Origin of the sequence: Mucilaginibacter sabulilitoris, from assembly GCF_034262375.1 — a bacterium.
In the GTDB taxonomy this organism is placed as follows: domain Bacteria; phylum Bacteroidota; class Bacteroidia; order Sphingobacteriales; family Sphingobacteriaceae; genus Mucilaginibacter; species Mucilaginibacter sabulilitoris.
This window is the reverse complement of record NZ_CP139558.1, coordinates 3,469,395-3,490,820: the sequence shown is the minus strand read 5'-3', so window position 1 is coordinate 3,490,820 and position 21,426 is coordinate 3,469,395. Positions and strand designations below refer to the sequence as shown.

Annotated in this window: 15 protein-coding genes; 11 read left to right on the top strand and 4 right to left on the bottom strand. The window is 41.8% G+C overall.

Features of this window, described 5'->3' with window-relative positions:
• Positions 1-44 precede the first annotated feature (44 nt).
• Positions 45-3,185 (top strand): efflux RND transporter permease subunit, encoded by a 3,141-nt coding sequence (locus SNE25_RS15255; RefSeq protein WP_321565966.1) that lies wholly within the window; start codon positions 45-47, stop codon positions 3,183-3,185.
• 214 nt (positions 3,186-3,399) lie between these two features.
• Here SNE25_RS15255 and SNE25_RS15250 read toward each other — a convergent pair whose 3' ends face one another.
• Positions 3,400-4,851 (bottom strand): IS1182 family transposase, encoded by a 1,452-nt coding sequence (locus SNE25_RS15250; RefSeq protein WP_321565965.1) that lies wholly within the window; start codon positions 4,849-4,851, stop codon positions 3,400-3,402.
• Between the two features lie 173 nt (positions 4,852-5,024).
• On the opposite strand from SNE25_RS15250, the gene SNE25_RS15245 reads away from it, so the two are divergent.
• Positions 5,025-7,619, top strand: coding sequence for a GH92 family glycosyl hydrolase (locus SNE25_RS15245; RefSeq protein ID WP_321565964.1), 2,595 nt, complete (start codon positions 5,025-5,027; stop codon positions 7,617-7,619).
• A gap of 90 nt (positions 7,620-7,709) precedes the next feature.
• Positions 7,710-8,075 (top strand): DUF4870 domain-containing protein, encoded by a 366-nt coding sequence (locus SNE25_RS15240; RefSeq protein WP_321565963.1) that lies wholly within the window; start codon positions 7,710-7,712, stop codon positions 8,073-8,075.
• Positions 8,076-8,123: 48 nt separating this feature from the next.
• Here the strand turns inward: SNE25_RS15240 and SNE25_RS15235 are convergent, their stop codons facing one another.
• A complete protein-coding gene (locus SNE25_RS15235; RefSeq protein ID WP_321565962.1) occupies positions 8,124-9,002 on the bottom strand; it encodes a polyphosphate kinase 2 family protein in 879 nt (292 codons plus the stop codon).
• Between the two features lie 224 nt (positions 9,003-9,226).
• On the opposite strand from SNE25_RS15235, the gene SNE25_RS15230 reads away from it, so the two are divergent.
• Positions 9,227-11,557: a transglycosylase domain-containing protein gene (locus SNE25_RS15230; protein WP_321565961.1), complete on the top strand. Its 2,331-nt coding sequence runs from the start codon at positions 9,227-9,229 to the stop codon at positions 11,555-11,557.
• Positions 11,558-11,708: 151 nt separating this feature from the next.
• Positions 11,709-14,924 carry a DPP IV N-terminal domain-containing protein gene (locus tag SNE25_RS15225; protein WP_321565960.1) on the top strand — a complete coding sequence of 1,072 codons (3,216 nt, stop codon included), beginning with the start codon at positions 11,709-11,711 and terminating at the stop codon, positions 14,922-14,924.
• A 163-nt stretch (positions 14,925-15,087) separates the two neighbouring features.
• Here SNE25_RS15225 and SNE25_RS15220 read toward each other — a convergent pair whose 3' ends face one another.
• Complete coding sequence (locus SNE25_RS15220) at positions 15,088-16,614, bottom strand: IS1182 family transposase (RefSeq protein WP_321566228.1); 1,527 nt, start codon at positions 16,612-16,614, stop codon at positions 15,088-15,090.
• Between the two features lie 119 nt (positions 16,615-16,733).
• On the opposite strand from SNE25_RS15220, the gene SNE25_RS15215 reads away from it, so the two are divergent.
• Positions 16,734-17,324 carry a fasciclin domain-containing protein gene (locus SNE25_RS15215; protein WP_321565959.1) on the top strand — a complete coding sequence of 197 codons (591 nt, stop codon included), beginning with the start codon at positions 16,734-16,736 and terminating at the stop codon, positions 17,322-17,324.
• Positions 17,325-17,439: 115 nt separating this feature from the next.
• Entirely contained in the window at positions 17,440-17,916 is a 477-nt protein-coding gene (msrB, locus tag SNE25_RS15210; RefSeq protein WP_321565958.1) for a peptide-methionine (R)-S-oxide reductase MsrB, read from the top strand.
• On the opposite strand, the gene SNE25_RS15205 is transcribed toward msrB, so the two are convergent.
• Positions 17,906-18,262, bottom strand: a complete 357-nt coding sequence (locus SNE25_RS15205) for a GIY-YIG nuclease family protein (protein WP_321565957.1) — start codon at positions 18,260-18,262, stop codon at positions 17,906-17,908. The two genes, msrB and SNE25_RS15205, sit on opposite strands and share 11 nt — an antisense overlap.
• Before the next feature lie 85 nt (positions 18,263-18,347).
• Here SNE25_RS15205 and SNE25_RS15200 point away from each other — a divergent pair, with 85 nt between their 5' ends.
• The 4 genes from SNE25_RS15200 (at position 18,348) to bioD (ending at position 21,369) form a co-directional block, all read left to right on the top strand.
• On the top strand, positions 18,348-19,124 hold the full coding sequence (locus SNE25_RS15200; RefSeq protein WP_321565956.1) for an XRE family transcriptional regulator: 777 nt from the start codon (positions 18,348-18,350) through the stop codon (positions 19,122-19,124).
• 75 nt (positions 19,125-19,199) lie between these two features.
• On the top strand, positions 19,200-19,574 hold the full coding sequence (locus SNE25_RS15195; RefSeq protein ID WP_321565955.1) for a Spy/CpxP family protein refolding chaperone: 375 nt from the start codon (positions 19,200-19,202) through the stop codon (positions 19,572-19,574).
• Between the two features lie 39 nt (positions 19,575-19,613).
• Complete coding sequence (locus tag SNE25_RS15190; protein ID WP_321565954.1) at positions 19,614-20,762, top strand: aminotransferase class I/II-fold pyridoxal phosphate-dependent enzyme; 1,149 nt, start codon at positions 19,614-19,616, stop codon at positions 20,760-20,762.
• A complete protein-coding gene (gene bioD, locus SNE25_RS15185) occupies positions 20,752-21,369 on the top strand; it encodes a dethiobiotin synthase (RefSeq protein ID WP_321565953.1) in 618 nt (205 codons plus the stop codon). Before SNE25_RS15190 ends, bioD begins: the two co-directional genes overlap by 11 nt.
• Positions 21,370-21,426: the final 57 nt, after the last annotated feature.

Below are 21,426 nucleotides of genomic sequence, written 5' to 3'. Positions count from 1 at the left end.
TAATATCTGTACTTGCTACCTGATACTAAATACCTGATACTAAAATGAACAAATTCATTAAAAATATAATCTATTTCTCACTAAGGCACCGCGTGTTTGTGTTTTTCATGACACTGGTGCTTGTAGTGATTGGTGTGTGGAGTTACATGAACACACCTATTGAAACATTTCCCGATGTAACCAATACCCAGATCATTATCATAGCCCAATGGCCGGGGCGCAGTGCCGAAGAGGTGGAAAAAATGATCACGATTCCTATGGAAACGGTATTAAATTCGGTGCAAAAAAAAGCCAACCTGCGTACTACATCGGCATTTGGTTTATCTTATGTGCGCATCATTTTTGATGATGATGTTGACGATGCCTTTGCCCGCCAGCAGGTACTGAGCCGTCTGGGCAATGCAGATTTGCCCGATGGTGTAAAACCCGAAGTTGAACCTCCTTATGGACCTACAGGCGAAATCTATCGCTATACACTTAAAAGCCATACCAAATCAATACACGAATTAACTGCCATACAGGATTGGATTCTTGATCGCCAGTTTAAATCAGTACCGGGCGTTGCCGACGTAAACAGTTTCGGTGGTGAGGAAAAAACCTATGAAGTAAGCGTAAATCCTGCCCTGCTGCAAAAATATGGCCTTACCTCTCTTGATGTTTATAATGCCATAAACCGCACCAATATTAATGTGGGTGGCGATGTGATTGAAAAGAATGATCAGGCTTATGTGGTTAGAGGTATAGGTATCATTAATAACATTGAGGAGATACAGAACATCATCATTAAGAATGTCAACAATGTACCCATACTTGCCAAAGATATTGCCGATATAAAAGAAAGTGGCCTCCCTCGTTTAGGCCAGGTAAGCCGCGATAAGCAACAAGACGTTATTGAAGGCATCATTGTGATGCGCAAGGGCGAAAACCCGGCCGAAGTGCTCGACAGGATACGGGCTAAAGTGAAAGATTTGAACGAAAATGTTTTACCTAAAGACGTCAAGATCGATACATTTTATGACCGTACAAACCTAATGGACTTTTGTACCGAAACGGTGATCCACAACTTGTGCGAGGGTATCATCCTGGTTACCGTAATCGTGTTCCTGTTCATGGCCGACTGGCGAACCACACTTACTGTAGCCATTATTATCCCATTGTCGCTATTATTTGCCTTTATATGTATGCGAATAAAGGGCATGAGCGCCAACTTGTTATCGATGGGGGCGGTTGACTTTGGTATCATCATAGATGGTGCGGTGGTGATGGTTGAAGGTATTTTTGTGGCCCTTGATCATAAGGCTAAAGAGGTAGGTATGCAGAAGTTTAACGGCCTGGCAAAACTCGGGCTGTTTAAAAACGTAGGCACGGAAATGGGTAAAGCTATCTTCTTTTCCAAGCTTATCATCATCACTTGTTTAATCCCCATTTTCGCGTTTCAGAAGGTGGAGGGTAAAATGTTTAGTCCGCTGGCCTATACATTGGGCTTTGCCCTATTGGGTGCGCTTATATTCACCTTAACGCTGGTACCTGCCTTATCAAGCATCCTGCTGCGCAAAAATGTTAGGGAAAAGCATAACCCTATCGTTATATTTTTCGAGAACGGTATTCGCCGCATGTTCAATTACACTTATCGCAATCCTAAGTTAAGTTTAATTGTAGCTATTGCGTTTATGGCGCTTACGTTCTTCTCGGCTAAGTTTCTGGGATCTGAGTTCCTGCCAGATCTTAACGAGGGCGCGCTTTGGGTTGAAGCCGAGCTGCCAATGAGTGTTTCCCTGTCCGAAGCCGAAAGTATCAATCAGAAAATGATGCAGATACTGGCCAAATTCCCGGAGGTGAAGCAGACGCTGGCACAGGTAGGCCGTACTAACGATGGTACAGACCCTAAGGGCTTTTTCGATGTACAGATACAGGTCGATCTTAAAAACAAAAAGGAATGGCCAAGCGGCTTAACCGAAGATGCGCTTATTGATCAGATGGATAAACAGCTAAGCAAGATCCCTGGGGCCATTTTCAACTATTCGCAACCTATTCGCGACAATGTGGAAGAAGCCGTAGCCGGTGTAAATGCTGCTTTAGCTGTAAAAATATTCGGCCCCGATTTTAAAACGCTTGATGAAAAAGCTGATAAAGTGCTTAATGTCCTTAAAACCGTAAAAGGGGTTGATGATCTTGGTGTACTGCGTAACTTAGGTCAGCCTGAGTTCCGGATTGAATTGGACCAACGCAAAATGGCCCTTTACGGTGTTTCCACCGCCGATGCTAACTCTGTAATAGAAATGGCCATTGGCGGTAAGGCAGCTACCGAGTTGTATGAGGGCGAGCGCCGCTTTGATATCAGAATAAGGTATCAAAAACAATTCCGCGATACGCAGGAAAAGATTGAAAACCTGATGGTACCTACCCTTAACGGATCAAAAATTGCCATAAAAGAGATTGCTACTATCAGAACAATTACCGGTCCTGCCTTTATTTACAGGGATAATAACACACGTTACATTGCTGTAAAATTCTCGGTACGAGGTCGCGATTTAGGCAGTACCATTGCCGAGGCCCAGCAAAAGGTTAACAAACAAGTAAAGCTTGATCAGGGATATTCCTATGTTTGGGCCGGTGAGTTTGAAAACCAGATTAGGGCATCAAACACATTGGCACATGTGGTACCTATTTGCTTACTAGTTATTTTCCTTATCCTGTTTATAACCTTCGGCAATGCCAAGGATGCTACACTGGTTATCATGAACGTGCCATTCGCCCTTATTGGGGGTATATTGGCACTGCATATTACCGGCACCAATTTCAGTATATCCGCAGGTATTGGTTTTATAGCGCTGTTTGGTGTTTGTATCCAGAATGGTGTAATCCTGGTCTCTGTTTTCAAAAAGAACCTGGAAGAGCGCATGCACCTGAATGAAGCTATATTGGAAGGTGTTATCTCCAGGGTGCGCCCGGTGGTGATGACGGCCCTGATGGCTGCTATAGGTCTGATGCCGGCGGCTATATCAACAGGTATTGGTTCCGAAACACAGAAACCGCTAGCCATCGTAGTTATTGGAGGGTTGGTTACATCAACCATACTTACCTTGCTCATATTACCTATTATTTATGCTATAGTTCACCGGCTGGTACATCGCCGTGAAAACCGCAAGCTATTGAAAAAAATGGGCGTTGTACGAAATGCATAGTCTCCATAACAAAAAACGCCCCGGTAAATACGAGGGCACTGAAAAAGTAGTGCAATAAAACGAATTACGAAAAGCGATCAAGAGAAAAGGCAACTTTTACTTGGTCGCTTTTTTGTTCTGATTGCTTTTGTGTGGGTGATTTAATGTGGATAATACGGGCCTATAGGAGTTTGGGGAGTGCAAAAAACGGCTAAATACCTCTTTTTATTGTTTTTTAGGCGATCAGTTTGATGATCCTTTTCAGATTGACAGTAAAGATGGCCAATGCGCCCTGCATCTGCATGTTTTCGATACCATAAGCTATCGCCCGGTCATAACCATGAACGTTTTTTAGTTCACTGTTTTTGGCTTCGATCTTATACCTGTGTTTGATGCTTTCCTTATATTGTGTCGTTTCCTGAAAAGCCATCTGTTGTTGGTGCAGGTCTGACTTTATGCTTACAGAATAGGTCTTGGTTTTTGCCCCAGGTTTGTAGCAACCCTCCCTAAATGGGCAGATTTTGCATTTTTCAACATCAAAGTAATACGTGTCTGTCTGATTTGTTCCAACGTTCTTTTTTCCCTGTCTTGATTTTCGTATGGACAAATGCCCTGCAGGGCAAACGAACATATCAGCGTCTTTGTTATAATCGAACTTATCTTCTTCTTTTCTAAACCCCTGGGTAATGGTTGGGTTTAGTTTGGCTACCACCTTAATATCCTCTCCGTTCATTAACGCAAGGTTCTCTTTTCCTGAATAAGCCGAATCGCCGATGATCCTTTCTACTTCAATGCCGTTGTTCTGACTGATCTCCAGAAGCTTGGGAAGTTCCGGCCCATCACCTTTTTCACCTGATGTGATTACCGCAGCGGTAATGATGCGTTCTTCGGTCATCGCCAGATGGGTCTTGTAACCAAAGAATGAGTTGTCAGCTGATTTATGCCCTGTTTTGGCATCCCTGTCTTTAGATAATGTATAATGATCCTGCGTATCCGCTACCGTTTCCTTCAGCAGGTTCAGCTTTTCCTTCACCGCAGGTATCTGGCTTAACGTTTGATCAGCTTCGATGTGCTTTTCCAGCGCGCTGCAATAAGCCAGTTCCTTTTCCAGTTCGTCAGTTGTGTTCTTTTCAGGCATACCGGCCTTCATGTCTTCATCGATAGCATATACCGCTTTGCGGAGCAGTTTCGAGCGTTCCCGCAATACTTCCAATGCTGAATATGGGTTTGATCGTGACAGGGAATGCGTAGCATCAACAATGATGGATCTGGACCGGATGACCCCTTTTTCAATAGCGATAGCGACCGTTTTACCAATGAGCAGGTTTAACAGATCATTATCCTTTAGCCGCAGCTTTCTGAACTTTGTTAATGAACTGGGATCAATAACTTCTTCTTCAGGCGACATATCAAGGAAATATTTGAAAGACATATCATACTGCGAACGCTCAACCACATCAACGTCTGAAACCGTATAAACCGTTTTCAACAACAGATACTTGAACATCCGTACAGGGCTTTCTGCTGCCCGGCCGTTAGTAATGCTGTATTTGCTGATCAGTTCATCATAGATAAAGGTAAAATCTACCAGGTCATTGATCTTCCGCAGAAGATTGTCTTTAGGAACGATCAGGTCATATAAGCCCGAAAACGCGCTAAAATGGATCTTTTGTTGTTGAACGAGCATCTTGTAGTGGCTTTCTTTTGACACTTCAAGATACAAAAAACGGGGTTGAAAAACTAATTTTTCAACCCCGTTTTGCCTATTTAGACTTTTTCAGTGCCCTCGTAAATACCGGGGCGTTTTTTGTTATGGCATTTAAGTTTTAATTTGCGTATTATAAAACAGCATTCACCAATATGCCCGCTCTAAAATTTGCACACCGCAGCGTTTTAACATTTATCATATTATCCGCAGTAGTATTTACTGCATCGGCACAAAAACAAAAAACCGAGAATAAAAAAATAAAGGATTATGCCCAATTGGTTGATCCTTTTATTGGTACGGGCGGGCACGGACACACTTATCCCGGCGCTGTGCTGCCTTTCGGCATGGTACAGCTGAGTCCGGATACCCGTTTAACAGGCTGGGATGGCTGCTCTGGTTACCATTATACCGACACCGTTGTTTATGGCTTTTCACATACCCACTTAAGCGGTACTGGCGATCTGGATTATTGCGATGTATTGTTTATGCCCACCACCGGCGAACCCCGGTTTAAGAATACAGATTACCTGTCGGGCTTTAAAAAGAAAAATGAGGAGGCATCTCCTGGTTATTATAAAACGCTGCTTGATAAATATAACATTGGCGTAGAGCTTACGGCTACTACGCGTGTTGGTGTGCACCGCTATAATTTCCCATCCACCCCAAATGCCAACATTATTATTGACCTGCAACACCGCGACGAGGTGCTTGACTCCTGGATAGAAGTTGTAAATGACCATGAAATACGAGGTTTCCGAAAATCCGGATCATGGGCGGCAGATCAGCAGGTGTATTTTTACGCTAAGTTTTCAAAACCATTTAAAACTTACGGTATAGCCAGTGATGACCAGGTACAGGAAGGGAAAAACAAACTCGAGGGGAAAAATATCAAGATGTACCTCCAGTTTGATAACCCCGGCGAAGTAATTGCCAAGGTGGGCATATCAGCGGTGAGCACTGACGGTGCCTTAAAAAACCTGGATGCCGAAGTACCGGATTTTGATTTTAAAAAGGTACAGAAGGCTGCAAAAACTGCCTGGAATACCGAACTAAATAAAATACAGGTTGAAGGCGGTGCCCCTACCGTAGCGCAAGCCACTCAAGCGGCGCAAACAGACATCAGGGTAAGCAATAAGCCAAACGCAAAAAGACCTGCAATTCCTGATTATGCTAAAATTAAACAAACCATATTTTATACTGCGCTTTATCATACAATGCTCGCCCCCAGTATTTATAATGATGTTGACGGACAATACCGCGGTTTAGATCAAAAAGTACATACCGCACAGGGATTTAATTATTATACGGTATTTTCTTTATGGGATACTTACAGGGCCGAACATCCCCTGCTCACCCTGATAGATAAAAAACGGACCCTCGATTTCATTAAAACTTTTTTAGCCATGTATGAGCAGGGCGGTTTATTGCCAATGTGGCCATTAGCCAGTAATGAAACTTTTGCCATGATTGGCAATCACTCCATTCCAGTTATTGTAGATGCTTATGCAAAAGGGATTCGTGATTTTGATGCCGCAAAGGCCTTTACAGCTATGAAAGCGGCAGTAAACCGTGATCAGTTTGGTTTAGATGATTACCGCAATGATGGTGTAGTGTTGGCCGATACGATAGATCTTTCAGTTTCAAAAACGCTGGAGTATGCATATGACGACTGGTGTATAGCCCAAATGGCGAAAATGCTGGATAAACCACAGGATTACACAGAATATATACAACGTGCCCAATATTGGAAAAACGTATATAACAACCAAAATGGTTTTATGCAGGCCCGCGTTAACGGCGGCTGGGTATCCCCTTTTGAACCAACAGAAGTAAATCGCAATTATACTGAGGGTAATGCATGGCAATATGCATTCATGGTACCGCAGGATGTGGAAAGTTTAATGGCATGGATGGGCGGCAAACAAGTTTTTGAAACCAAGCTTGATGAACTGTTTACCACTGAATCAAAGCTAAGTGGCAACGCGGTACCCGATGTTACCGGATTAATTGGCCAGTACGCTCATGGGAATGAACCAAGTCACCACATGGCTTACCTATATAATTTCACCGATTCGCCCGATAAAACCCAGCTATATATTGATCGCATATTGCGTGAGGAATATAGCGAAAAACCAGATGGCCTGGCTGGTAACGAAGATTGCGGGCAAATGTCGGCCTGGTATGTAATGAGCTCATTGGGTTTTTATAATATTGCGCCAGGTCAAAGCCAATTCCAGATAGGTATCCCTCAGTTTGATAAGGCGGTTATTTACCTGGAGAACAATAAAAAGTTCACCATTACCAATCCTGGAGCAAGCATAAGCAGGGCTAATATTTACTTGCAGGGCATGAACCTTGCTAAAAAAGCCTATAACAAACTATACCTAAACTATAATGATATTGCCGATGGAGGGGAATTTGAGGTATTTACCGGAAAGCTATCCAACAAAATGTTTTTACAGGATATTGAAAAACCATTTTCAAAAATAGCCGATGACCTGATTGTGGCTAATCCTTATATCATCGCACCATCAAAAGATTTTAAGCAGCCAATCAGCATACAGATAAAAAGTGCAGATGCCGGAGCCAAAATTTATTACACACTTGACGGTTCTATTCCAAACAGCAATTCACTGCTTTATAATCAACCCGTTAATATTTCGACCAATACCACGGTTAAGGCCATAGCTATATTGAACGGAAAAAGCAGCTTTATTGATGAAGCAAATTTTGTAAAGGTAAATTGATCAGATAATTGATCGGGAATTTAATGATTTGATAATAAAATATAATTAGCTTTATTAAAAAAACACCAAATCTTAAATTAACCTATCGCTATGAACGAGTTTCCATCAAAAGATGACGGCAAAACAGCCGGCATTGTCAGTTACTTTACAATTATTGGTTGGCTTGTAGCCTATTTCGCTATCTATAAGGATAATAAGACAGCGTTAGCGAGTTATCAGCTAAGGCAAACTTTATTATTTCACATCGTTTCCATTATAGTTTATTATGCCGCAGGGGCCATTTTTGCAGCTGTATTTTTTTCGGGCGGCTTTTCGCTTGGTTATTCGCTTTACTGGGTAATTAAAGTGGCATTATTTGTACTGTGGATCATCGGGTTTATCGGTGCTATCAATGGCGATCAAAAACCAATTCCCCTTATTGGCGACAAAGCACAATCAATGTTTTCAAATATTTAATCATACTTAAAGTTTGCCGTGCCTGGCAGATATACAGGACGGTAAACTCTATTCCTTTTCCAGCAATTTCTTTGATTCATCCAGTTTTTCCTTCTCCTCTTTCGATAAAACTGGATATTGCAACTTCAGGTCTTTCAAAGTTTGTAATATAACTGATGAAATGGCGATCCGTGTAAACCATTTTTTATCGGCTGGTATAATATACCACGGACTGTTCTTGGTGGCTGTTTCCTGAATCGCTTTCTCGTAAGCATCCATATAATCGCCCCAGCGTTCCCGTTCTTCAATATCTGCAGCCGAAAATTTCCAGTTCTTTTTTGGGTCATCTATCCGTTTTAAAAAGCGCTCTTTTTGCTCATGTTTTGATAAATGCAGAAAAAACTTGATGATAACCGTTCCGTTATCCGTCAGATGCTTTTCAAAGGCCCGGATACTTTCGTAACGTTTGGCCCAAAACTTATTATCAATAAGTTTAACATCATCAATACCAGGCAAATTTTCTTTTAACAGTAGCTCCGGATGCACTTTTGTTATCAGTACATTTTCATAATGCGAACGGTTATGAATGCCGATGCGGCCACGCTCGGGCAGCGCACGGTAATGCCGCCATAAAAAGTCATGCTCGTAATCTTCAGTACTGGGTTGTTTAAAGCTATAAACCTGACAGCCCTGTGGGTTTAAACCCGACAAGGTATGCGCGATAGCACTGTCTTTACCTGCCGCATCCATCGCCTGAAAAATTATCAATAAAGCATATTTATTAGCCGCATATAGTTCAGTTTGCAAATCAAAAGTTTCTTCAATTAGCCCGCTTAAAACTTCTTTAGCATCCTCTTTTTCAAAACCATCGGCATATCCCGCGTCAAAATCATTAAGTGAAAACTTTTTACCATTGCTTATCCTGAATTTACCAATCATGTTGCTCATATTTAAAAAAATGGCTTTACACTTTGTTAACTTAAAATTTAGATGTTAAAATTGCGTTGATAATAATGCTGTTTATTTTTAAAGCCGGATATTGGTAAACAATTTAAAGGCTTACGCTTGGCAACTGGCTTACAACATGCGTATCTGTAACTTTTATGTAAACTGTATATATTAATATTTGTTTGAAGCTATGATATAGCGCCATAATTTTACATCTTTACCCAATGTTCAGACGTATACGAAACCGATTTCTGAGATATTTCGCCATATTTATTTACTTCGTTATTATCTTTTTCTGTTCTATTGAACTTAACTTCCTTTGGCTGTCAGGATACTCACCTGATATGCAGGATATTAAAAACCCCATCATGTCAGTGGGTTCTGAAGTTTATACCGCCGACGGCAAATTAATAGGTCAATATTACAAAGAGAACCGTTCACCGGTTGAATTAAAAAACATATCCCCAAACCTTGTAAACGCTCTTGTAGCTACCGAAGACGTACGTTTTTACAAACACAACGGTGTTGACTTTTATTCCTTTTTTACCAGCATGCTTTCCACTGCCAAAGGTGAACGCCGCGGCGGAAGTACCATTACACAGCAATTGGCAAAAAACCTTTTCGAAACACGTAAAAGAAAGTCGCAGGGTTTAATTAAGCGCGTACCGCTAATTAATACCGTAGTTTATAAGTGTAAAGAGTGGCTCACGGCGTTTAAAATAGAGCATGTTTACAACAAACAGCAAATACTTACCATGTATTTCAATACCGTGCCTTTTGGGAACAATTCATTTGGCATTAAAACGGCTACATTAAAATATTTTAATAAAACACCTGATCAGGTAACCCCGGCCCAGGCTGCATTGCTTATAGGTATGCTTAAAGCTACATCGAGCTACAACCCTATTAAAAATCCGGAACGCGCCCTTGAACGTCGTAATACTGTATTGGGGCAGATGGAAAAATATGGTTACCTGACAAAATCCGGATATGATACCAGCGCCAAATCGCCCATAAAACTTGACCTGAGCTATGTGGAACAGGACTCGCATGGCGACTCCTATTTAAGGCGCGCGGTCGAAAAATGGCTGGATAAATGGTGCAAGGAAAATGATTATAACCTGTACGAGGACGGACTTAAAATTTATACTACCATTGATTCACGCATGCAGCAATATGCCGAGGAAGCCGTAACCGAGAAGATGAAGATGCTGCAAAAGCGCTTCAACAATTTGTGGGGTAACAAAAATCCGTGGCGCGATTCAAAGGGTGTGGAAATCAAAGATTTTATATTGAAAAATGAGCAGAGATTACCGATTTATAAATTGCTCGATAAAAAGTACAAAGGCGATACTACTGAAATTCAACATTACTTTAAACAGAAAAAACGCATGACCGTTTTTACCTGGAAGGGTGAACAGGATACTACTTTTTCAAGTATCGATTCCATTAAATATTATGCTAAGATCCTTAATACCGGTATGATGACCCTGGAACCATCAACGGGTAAAATAAAGGTTTGGATTGGTGGCATCGACCATCGTTTTTTCAATTACGATCACGTAAACCAATCGCGCAGGCAGGCAGGCTCTACCTTTAAGCCCTTTGCTTACTTAACCGCTTTGGATAACGGTTTTACTCCCTGCGATAAGTTTACCGACAAACCCGTAACTATCAAATACAAGGATAATGGTAAGGATGAAGTTTGGCAGCCAAACAACGCCGATTTCAATTTTTCATATCGCGAAATGTCATTACGCTGGGCCATGGGCAAATCGGTAAACTCCATAACCGCGCAGCTAACCGAAAAAGTTGGCTGGGATAAAATTGTAGAATATGCGCATAAATGTGGTATTGAGAGCCCGTTAAAATCAGTGCCATCAGTATCTTTAGGCTCAAATGATGTTTCGGTTTTTGAAATGGTACGGGCTTATAGCACATTCCTGAACAAAGGCCAAAAGTTAGATCCGATGCTGGTGACCAAAATAACCGACCAGCAAGGAAATGTGTTAAAAGAGTTTGAACTCAAAGAAGAACGCGCTATAAGCGAGGAGACTGCCTGGCTGATGCTTTACATGTTCCGCGGTGGTATGGAAGAGCCTGGAGGCACCTCTCAGGCCTTGTGGGAATATCCCGGGTTATGGAAAAAAGACAACCAGATAGGCGGTAAAACAGGCACCTCGTCCGACTATGTTGATGGTTGGTACATGGGTATTACTAAAGACCTGGTTACAGGAATCTGGGTAGGTGCCGATGACAGGAGCGTTCACTTCACTACCTCCGAAACCGGCGAGGGTTCGCATACAGCACTGCCTATTTTTGGCCGGTTTATGGAAAAAGTTTACGCCGATCAGAAATTGGGTTATACCTATGGGGCTTTCCCAAAACCATGGGTTAAAATAACCAAAGAATATAATTGCCCTTCGCCCAGGATAGTAGAAGACACTACAGCCACTGATAGCGTAAGCAACCCTATTGACACAACTGGCGTATTACCTGTACCGGCACCTACAACGCCGCCAGAAAATCCGGAGAATACACCGCCAAATCAATAAAACATTTTGTATTAATGGCGTATGCTTATAAATATAATATAACCGGTAGATCATTAAGGTCTGCCGGTTGTGTTTTAACCGGTAATAAATAGTAATTTGCTTTAGTAATACCCTATTTCATTAAATTAGCCATATACACTTAGTTAAGTTTATGAATAACAACTACTCCTTATCAAACAAAGCTAAAAAGGCCGTTTTAATAACGATTTGTCTTATTGGTTCCCTGCTGATGAGTTCCGGCGCCCATGCGCAATACTTCGGTCAAAATAAGGTACGGTACAAAAATCTTAAGTTTAAGGTTTATAAAACACCGCACTTTGAAATTTACTATTATTTAAAGAATGACAGCATGGTTAAGCGCTTTGCACAGGAAAGCGAACTGTGGTATACCCTGCATCAGCAAATATTCAGGGATACATTCAGGACCGCAAACCCCATTATTCTATATGCCAACCATCCCGATTTTCAGCAAACTACAGCCATCGATGGCGAAATCGGTGTAGGTACCGGCGGTGTTACGGAGGGTCTTAAAAACAGGGTGGTAATGCCTGTGATGGAAACTAACCAAACCACACGGCACGTTATTGGTCACGAGTTGGTGCACGCCTTTCAATATCGTGCATTACAAGGCGGCGAAAACGAAAGTTTTGATAATATCAATAACATCCCGTTGTGGATGATTGAGGGTATGGCCGAATATCTTTCGTTAGGTAAAAAAGATTCATATACCGCTATGTGGATGCGCGATGCTTATCTAAATCATGACATCCCCTCGGTACGCGACCTTACCGAAAGCAACAAATATTTCCCTTATCGATATGGAGAGGCATTTTGGTCGTACCTGGGATCCACTTATGGAGACACGGTAATCGTACCTTTTTTTAAAAACACGGCCCGTTATGGTTTGGAATATGGCATCCGCCGAACTTTTGGGTATGACGATAAAACCCTTTCGCGTTTATGGAAAAACTCCATCGAGAATACTTACAAACCATATTTAAAAGATACGGTTCAAAAGCCGGTTGGTCTTAAATTGGTCGACAGTAAAACAGGCGGGGATTTGGTAGTGGCGCCGGCAGTTAGCCCTGATGGTAAGTATGTGGCGTTTTTATCTGCAAAAAGTTTATTCTCTATTGACCTTTATCTGGCCGACGCGCATACCGGACGTATATTAAGAAAACTTACCAGTAAGGTATCCAACACCCATATAGACGAGTTTAATTTTATTGAATCGGCGGGTGCATGGTCGCCGGATGGTAAGCGTTTTGCCTTTAGCGTTTTTAATAAGGGCCGGAACCGGATGGTTGTAGTTGATGTGGCCAGCGGGCGTACGGTGGATGATGTATCGATGGAGAAAGCCGAGCAGTTCAGTAACCTTTCATGGTCGCCAAATGGCAAAGATATTGTTTTCCAGGGCTTGTCTGAGGGGCAGGGTGATTTGTACTCCTATAACTTTGATACAAAAAAAGTCACCCAGCTTACCAATGATAAATATTCAGATTATCAGCCAAGCTACTCAAGGGATGGCAAAAAGATTATTTTTTCGAGCGACCGCTCAACGTACGATCAATCGTTAGAACAGGATATCCCATTTAACCTGGCAGAACTTGACCTGGCCACCAGAAAGATAACCGATATTAAAATATTTAACGGCGCAAACAACCTTAACCCACAATATTCGGCAGATGGTTCTCAGGTTTACTTTTTATCAAACCGCGATGGCTTCCGCAATTTGTATCGCTACACACTGAGCAGCGGAAAAATTGAGCAAATGACCGACTTGTTTACCGGCATCTGCGGCATAACCGAATACTCGCCTGCGTTAAGCATCTCCAATAATGATGATGTAGTTTACTCCTATTACCGGGCTCAAAAATATGCGCTGTACAATGCCAAGGCGTCCGACTTTAAACCCGTAACCCTGCAGGCCACAGATGTTAATTTTAGCGCCGCCATGTTGCCTCCGCCGCGTGCTGTAGGTGTCGATCTGATCAACTCAAATCTGAACAATTACCTTGCCTATAAAAAAATCCCGACCGATTCGGTCACCAATATTCCGTTTAAACCAAAGTTTAAGCTCGATTATTTGGCTGGTAGTGGCATTGGTGTTGGGGTAAGCAGTTTTTACGGAACCAGTTTATCAAGTGGTATACAGGGTGTTTTCAGCGATATACTGGGTCGCAATCAGATATTTGCCGCGGCCTCTGTTAACGGGCAGATATATGATTCGGGTGCCGCCATAACCTATGTAAATCAAACCGGTCGCTGGAACCTTGGGTTTGGTATATCGCACATCCCCTACCAGTTCGGTTTGCAAACCAATACCTTCCCGGTTAAAAATGTAGGAGGTAAAAACGAAACGGTACTATCAGATAATATCGATATCATACGCAACTTTGAGGACGCGGCAAGGGTATTCACCTCCTATCCTATCTCAAAAACCACCAGGTTTGAGGTTGGCGCTGGCGCATCGTACAACTCTTACAGGGTTGACCGTTACAGCGATTACTATGCCCTTGATACCGTTGTAAATGCCGATAACAGCAAAACTATTACCACCAATTACATCACGTCCGACCGTAAAAAGATCTCTAATAAAGAAGAAGGTGACCTCATAGGTACCAGCTTAAGATCATACTCACTTTTTCAGGTTTCAACTGCGTTGGTTGGTGACAATTCATTTTTTGGTGTAACAGCTCCACTTAATGGTTTCAGGTACAGGCTCGAGGCAGAATACAATTTTGGAACATATCATTTCTTTGCTCCTACCATCGATCTCCGGAAATATGTACGCGTTGAACCCGTTACTTTTGCTGCCAGATTTTATGGTTATGGCCGTTTTGGGGGCGATGCTACCGGACTTTATCCGCTATATGTGGGCTATCCGTTTTATATAAGAGGCTACGAAGGGCAAACTTTTTATAATAATGGCAAGGGTCAAACCAATAATTTCACTATCGACCAGCTATCGGGCAGCCGTATAGCGGTATTTAACTTTGAAGTCCGTTTGCCATTTACCGGTCCTGAGAAACTGGCCCAAATTAAATCGAAATTCCTGTTTACCGATCTGAACTTATTTTTCGACGCGGGCTTGGCATGGAACGCCGGCGACCATATTTATTTCCAAAAAAATCCACCTGTAATTGGTGAAAAGCCTGTGTTAAATGATGATGGTACCCAATCTGTAGTAGATGGACAGCCGGTCACTCAACCTGTGTATGGCAGGGTTCCGGCATTAAGTGCGGGTATCTCTTTACGGATTAATGTTTTCGGCGCTTTCGTACTTGAACCATATCTGGCCATTCCGTTTAACCGCAATGATGTTAAAAAACCGTTATTCGGTTTAGGCTTTACACCTGGCTGGTAATTCATTGATATTTTAAATAAAAGAAGCCGTCTCATAAGTCAATTATGGGGCGGTTTTTTTATTTAGAGCGATTTAGATAAGCTATTAGGGAAGGCGGACTGTGTTGGTTTGTTCTGTTTTTTGGATTGGTTCAGCTGTCTTTGGGGAGATAAAAGCCTTTTTCTCAGGCTTTCCATTTTCTGAGGTTATGAGCGATGGATAATAACCCTATTTCTACCTCTGTTTTGGACATTCCTTTCAACAGGAATCGTCTGAAACCATGATTGTGCTTCAGTTGTGCGAATACCGGCTCCACATCGGCGGGTCTTCGTTTTCGGTATTTGATGCCCTGTTCTGTATTCAATCTTTCTTTCGCTGCCTGTTTATGTTTTCTCAGACTGTGGTTGATCTCGACGATCCGGTTGCCGGGGTTTTGGTGGCATACGCCCCGCATCGGACAGCCTTCACAGTTCTGCGCCTGATAGCGGCTGATCAGCTGCACAAAACCTGAAGAAGTTATCCGCTGACCGTCGCCAACATGGTGCATGCGCTGGCCCATCGGGCAGGTGAGATAGTTATCCGCTTCGTTATAATGCAGACTATCGTTACTGAATGCTTTGATACCTTCTTTTTGTTCCTTGTCGAACGTATTGTATTTGATATAAGCTTCAATACCTTTTTGCTGCAGCACACCATAGTTCTCATCCGAGCCGTAACCTGCATCGGCAACTATCGCTTTGGGCAGTTCTTTATAAAGGGCTTCGTACTGTTCGATGTGTGAGGGCAACGTTTGATAATCGGTCGAAGCCTGGTGCAGGGTGTAATTGAGAATGAACTGCTCTTGGGTGGAGATCTGCAGGTTATAAGCAGGTTTAAGTTGACCGTTCAGCATATGATCTTCTTTCATCCGCATGAATGTAGCATCCGGGTCGGTCTTTGACATACTGTTACGCCCAGCCAATAACTTTTCCTGTTCATCATATCTGGCCAGGTTCTCCGGCCAATGCTTTTTTGCATAGTTCAGCTTTTGTTTTACTTTCCCCGCCACGTCTTCCTTATCCTCCAATGCCGCGTTGATCTTTGAGATCGTTTCTTTCACTTTCTCAGGGTTGATCTCGCTGTATTCCAGCGGTGCGGTGTCTTTGAGTTCTTCAGCAGCAATACTTTGCGCATAGCCCCATAACTCATCAAGCTGGGCTTTCATCTTCTCTTTACTGTTCTTTATGCTTTTACCCCATACAAAAGTGTACTTGTTCGCCACCGATTCGATCTTGGTGCCATCAGTGAAAACGGCCTCCTTCAATGATACAATTCCTTCCTGTTGTAATAAAAGAACGATCTGTGAGAATATCTGCTTTAGTACCCCTGATAGCTTTTCACTGCGAAAACGGTTGATGGTATTGTGGTCGGGCTTTTTCATGCCCAATAACCACATGAAGTGAACGTTCTGTGCCGCCTGGTCTTCCAGTTTACGTGAGGAATACGTATTGGTCAGATAACCATAAACCAGCAGTTTCAGCATCAGCCGGGGATGAAAACTCGACGCGCCGCCGCCTTGGTACTTCCGGTTGAGTGGCTTGACATCGACCGCGTCAACCACCTGTTTAACTATCCGTACCGGATGACCTGCCGGTACCAATTCTTCCAGTTTATACGGTAAAAACGTTAACTGGTCCGGATCATATGCCTTAAAGACTACCTTGCCTCCCATGTCTTTAAGATACACAAAAAACCGCCCCATATTTGACTTATGAGACGGCTTCTTTTATTTAAAACTTAAACCACTAAAAACGGTTACTTTTGCAGCTATTTATATAATCATCTCACTATATGAAAAAACTGTTGCTGTTAAGCCTGTTAATATACTGCACCACGGTGCTTGCGCAAACCATCGACACAACTGCTCACGTCCCGACAATCGGCACTTTAAAAAACACCGCTGGTGATGGAATGCAGCCTACGAATAACATTGTGCAGAACATTGCATCATCTAATGAACTTTCTGTTTTTTATAATTTCATTAAATCCACCAACCTGACCCAAACTTATGAGAGCAAAGGCCCTATCACCGTATTTGTCCCAGATAACGTGGCTTTTGAAAATTTACCTGTTGGTAAGCTCGATTCGTTGTCCAAACCAATACGCGTTTGGGAGCTTACCGGTATAATGACATACCATGCCGTTGCGGGTAAGTTAAAAGCAAAGGATATTGAAAAACAGATTAACGAACATAAAGGAATAGCCACATTTACAACATTGAGCGGCGCTACCCTAACCGCCAAAATTGATAGTAACAGGAATATCGTATTAGAAGACGAAAATGGTGGTCAAAGCATTATAAGCCGTTTTGATATTGAACAAAGCAACGGCATGATGCATATTGTAAATAAAGTACTTATCCCAAAAAACAAAATCATTTAATAGTACCAGTGGATGACAATCCGTTAAAAATAATATTACGTATTTAAAGTATAATTAATTGTAAGGACGAGCCGTATTTTACGACTAATGTTTACAATGCTTTAAATAATTAAAAATGAAAAGATCAATTTTAGCGATAGTAATATTAGGTGTTCTGACCTCCTTTGGCTGTCAGAATAGCAACGGGCAGGATGCCAAAAGAAAGCTGAGTAAACCTGCCGCCGAGTGGAAAAAAACATTAACCTCCAATCAGTACCACATCATGGTAGAAAGCGGAACGGAACCGCCTTATAAAAACGAATACTGGAACAATCATGAAAAGGGCGTTTATGTAAGCGCGGCCACCGGTGATATACTGTTCAGCTCTGACGATAAGTTCGACAGCGGAACAGGGTGGCCAAGCTTTGTAAAAGCCTTTGATCCTAAAAAAGTTGCTATTGTACATGATAATAGCTACGGTATGAGCCGTGATGAAGTTATTGAAAAAAGTACAGGTCTGCACCTTGGTCACGTTTTTGACGACGGCCCCGCCGACCGTGGCGGTAAAAGATACTGTATGAACTCGGGAGCCTTAAAATTCATTAAAAAGTAAGGGCTCTCCTGTTAGCATTTACAGATGGGCGCAATTGAGGCCTTACTCGTAAACCATTTTCAAACTTCAAACCAATGGTCAGGTCTATCCAGTCGGGATTAACAGATCTGATCATTTTTTCTTTTTGCGGGCGGGTATAAGTGCTTACCACTTTAAAACGTTCCATAGCCTGCTCTTCGGTATTAATCTCTTCAAAATAAACCAACCGGTTAAGTTGCTGGGCGCTGTCAAAAAACAACGTAGGCATATCACTATAGAACTGTAATGTTTTTACAAGATCAGAGCATAAACCAACATGTAAGTTTTTCCTGTTTCTGTCAGTGATGATATATATAAAACGTTTCATTTATGATAAAAATTTTGGTGAACCGATAATTATTACTAACTTTATGAGCATAAAATTACTAATTATTTTAGCAAATGCAAATTTTATGTCAATAATTTCACAAAATATTAAGTTCCTCCGCAAGAAAAAGGGTTTAACCCAACAGCAATTCGCTGATCAACTGGGCATAAAACGCTCATTAGTAGGTGCATATGAAGAAGACCGTGCTGATCCAAAATATGACTTGCTAAAAACATTAGCAACTTTTTTTGACATCACGATTGATGATTTTATCAATGAAACCATCGACGAAAAATGGGCACCTAAGCCAAAGGGAAACCCTGCAAACCTGCGTATACTAAGTATTTCTGTTGATAAGGATGATAATGAAAATATTGAGATGGTACCGCTTAAAGCAAGCGCCGGTTATTTAAATGGCTATGCAGATCCGGAATATGTATCCCAACTGCCCAAATTTTATTTGCCCATGTTTAAACAGGGTACCTACCGGGCATTTGAAATAAAAGGTGACTCCATGCTGCCTATATTATCAGGCGATATTATTATAGGGGAATACCTGGAGAACTGGGCCGATATTAAAAGCGGCGAAACCTATGTGGTTATATCAAAAAATGATGGCGTAGTATATAAACGTATAGGCAACAAATTTAAAGAGAACAAAAAGCTCAAACTGATATCTGACAATCCGGTATATGAACCTTATGAAATAAACGGTGAGGATGTGCTGGAAATATGGAAAGCTAAAGGCTATATTTCAACCCAATTACCACAACCAACACCCGAGCCAACTATGGAAAGCCTTACCGCAATGATGGCTCAAATGCAGCGTTCTATATCAAACTTGCGACAAAGCAACAATTAAGTTACAACGGCTTATTTAAACCTTTACGGTATATCTTTATCATAAGATTAAAACGTAAATTAAATTAAAAAAGCTATGAAAAAAATTTTGTTAATGTGCTGTTTCCTGATGGGAATTTCGGCATTAAGCTATGCACAAGGTGGCCGTATGAGAAGAAGCCCCGAGGAAATGGCTAAGGGACTGCAAACCCAGTTAAAATTAACTGACGACCAGACCACTAAAATTACTGCTATATACAAAGACCAGGCTACCAAAATGGACAGCGTAAGAACAGCTGCCAATGGCGATAGAAGTGCAATGCGCGGAGCAATGGCACCTTTAAGAAAAGCAACTGATGATAAAGTCAAAGCTGTTTTAACTCCCGAACAAGCAACTGCCTATGATGCCTGGATGAAGGAAAGAATGGACAGGATGAGACAGGGCGGCGGCGGAGGCGGCTCACAAAATTAATTGATAATAAAAAGCGGCTTAGCGCCGCTTTTTTTATTTTTGCAGAAATCAATCGCTTTGACATCTGCCGAAAAATATATCAAAAACAAACTTGATGAAAGGACATCAGCGGGCACGTACCGAACGTTAAAGCCCGAAAACAACCTTATTGATTTTTGCTCGAATGATTATCTCGGTTTTGCCCGCTCAACAGAGTTAAAAAATAATATCTCAACCGAAATCCAAAACCACCCTTACGCTTTAAACGGGGCTACCGGCTCAAGGCTGTTATCCGGAAATGTAACCTATGCCGAAGAACTGGAACAGGAAATAGCTGCCCATCATCAATATGAAGCAGGTTTGCTGTTCAATTCAGGCTACGATGCTAATCTGGGTCTATTATCCTCGTTAGCACAGCGTGGCGATACCATTATACTCGACGAACTGATACATGCCTCTGTAATTGACGGAGCGCGTTTAAGTTATGCCAACAGGTATAGTTTCCGCCATAACGATATAAACAGCCTGGAGACCAAGCTAAAGCTGTCTAAAGGCAATTGCTATGTGGTTATCGAAAGCATTTACTCCATGAATGGGGATACCCCACCATTACTGGAAATATTAAACCTGACTGAAAAATACGGCGCGCATCTGATAGTTGACGAAGCTCACGCCGTAGGCCTCTACCCTGCCGGGTTGGTAAATGAAATGGGGTTACAAAACCGGGTGTTCGCACTCATTGTTACCTTTGGAAAAGCCCTGGGCTGCCATGGGGCTATTGTATTAGGTAGTAATTTGTTACGAGAATACCTGATAAACTTTGCCCGCTCTTTTATTTACACTACAGCATCGTCATTTCATCAGCTGGCGTCTATAAAAATGGCTTATAAGCTTCTCCGAAATGAGACTGCTGACATTATCAATCTTAAAAACAATATCAATTTATTTAAAAGGCAGCTTCGGCCGCATGAGAATTTCCCGTTACTTGACAGCGATAGTGCCATTCAGTGTATTCTGCTAAAGAGCAATGACAAAGCGCGAAAAGCTGCAAACATTTTGCAAAATGCAGGGTTAGATGTAAGAGCTATACTTAGTCCTACTGTTGCAGCAGGCACAGAACGGATACGGATATGCTTGCATGCATTTAATACGACCGATGATTTAACCTTGCTTATTGCTACTATAAACCAATTTATTAATGTCATCTAAGCAACCCATATTTATTACCGGTATTGGTACCGGAGTTGGCAAAACCGTAATTTCCGCTATTGTTACAGAGAAACTGAAGGCCGACTATTGGAAACCCATCCAATCGGGCGACCTGGATAACAGCGATACCTTGAAAGTACAAAGTTTAGTGTCAAATAATGTTTCTCGATTTTTTCCGGAAGCATATCGTTTAACCCAACCTTACTCACCGCACAAATCGGCTGCTATTGATAAAATTGTTATTGATATGCAAAATATTATCGCTCCCCAAACTGATAACCAGTTGGTAATTGAAGGAGCAGGGGGCCTTATGGTTCCGTTGAATGATAACTTCTTGATAATAGATGTGATTAAACAACTAAATGCCCGGGTTATTCTGGTATCGCAGAACTATCTTGGCAGTATAAACCACACACTGTTGTCGCTCCTTGCGCTTAAAAAATATAATATACCGGTAATGGGAATTATATTCAATGGAGATAAGGATATTTATTCAAAAACGTATATCCTGGATTACTCGGGTGTTGATGAGCTGGGGCATATCCCCACTTACGATCATATTAATAAAAAAATGGTAGTTGAAGCCGGCAGCTTTATTAATATATAACACGCCAGTATTTTGCTAAATAAATAATTTGCTTCAAATTAGCCATTGCGTTAAGCA

Bases quoted from the DNA above. Each gene is read 5' to 3' on its own strand.
- SNE25_RS15255 (WP_321565966.1), top strand. From the start codon at position 45: ATGAACAAATTCATTAAAAATATAATCTATTTCTCACTAAGGCACCGC.
- SNE25_RS15250 (WP_321565965.1), bottom strand. From the start codon at position 4,851: ATGCTCGTTCAACAACAAAAGATCCATTTTAGCGCGTTTTCGGGCTTA.
- SNE25_RS15245 (WP_321565964.1), top strand. From the start codon at position 5,025: ATGCCCGCTCTAAAATTTGCACACCGCAGCGTTTTAACATTTATCATA.
- SNE25_RS15240 (WP_321565963.1), top strand. From the start codon at position 7,710: ATGAACGAGTTTCCATCAAAAGATGACGGCAAAACAGCCGGCATTGTC.
- SNE25_RS15235 (WP_321565962.1), bottom strand. From the start codon at position 9,002: ATGAGCAACATGATTGGTAAATTCAGGATAAGCAATGGTAAAAAGTTT.
- SNE25_RS15230 (WP_321565961.1), top strand. From the start codon at position 9,227: ATGTTCAGACGTATACGAAACCGATTTCTGAGATATTTCGCCATATTT.
- SNE25_RS15225 (WP_321565960.1), top strand. From the start codon at position 11,709: ATGAATAACAACTACTCCTTATCAAACAAAGCTAAAAAGGCCGTTTTA.
- SNE25_RS15220 (WP_321566228.1), bottom strand. From the start codon at position 16,614: ATGGGAGGCAAGGTAGTCTTTAAGGCATATGATCCGGACCAGTTAACG.
- SNE25_RS15215 (WP_321565959.1), top strand. From the start codon at position 16,734: ATGAAAAAACTGTTGCTGTTAAGCCTGTTAATATACTGCACCACGGTG.
- msrB (WP_321565958.1), top strand. From the start codon at position 17,440: ATGAAAAGATCAATTTTAGCGATAGTAATATTAGGTGTTCTGACCTCC.
- SNE25_RS15205 (WP_321565957.1), bottom strand. From the start codon at position 18,262: ATGAAACGTTTTATATATATCATCACTGACAGAAACAGGAAAAACTTA.
- SNE25_RS15200 (WP_321565956.1), top strand. From the start codon at position 18,348: ATGTCAATAATTTCACAAAATATTAAGTTCCTCCGCAAGAAAAAGGGT.
- SNE25_RS15195 (WP_321565955.1), top strand. From the start codon at position 19,200: ATGAAAAAAATTTTGTTAATGTGCTGTTTCCTGATGGGAATTTCGGCA.
- bioD (WP_321565953.1), top strand. From the start codon at position 20,752: ATGTCATCTAAGCAACCCATATTTATTACCGGTATTGGTACCGGAGTT.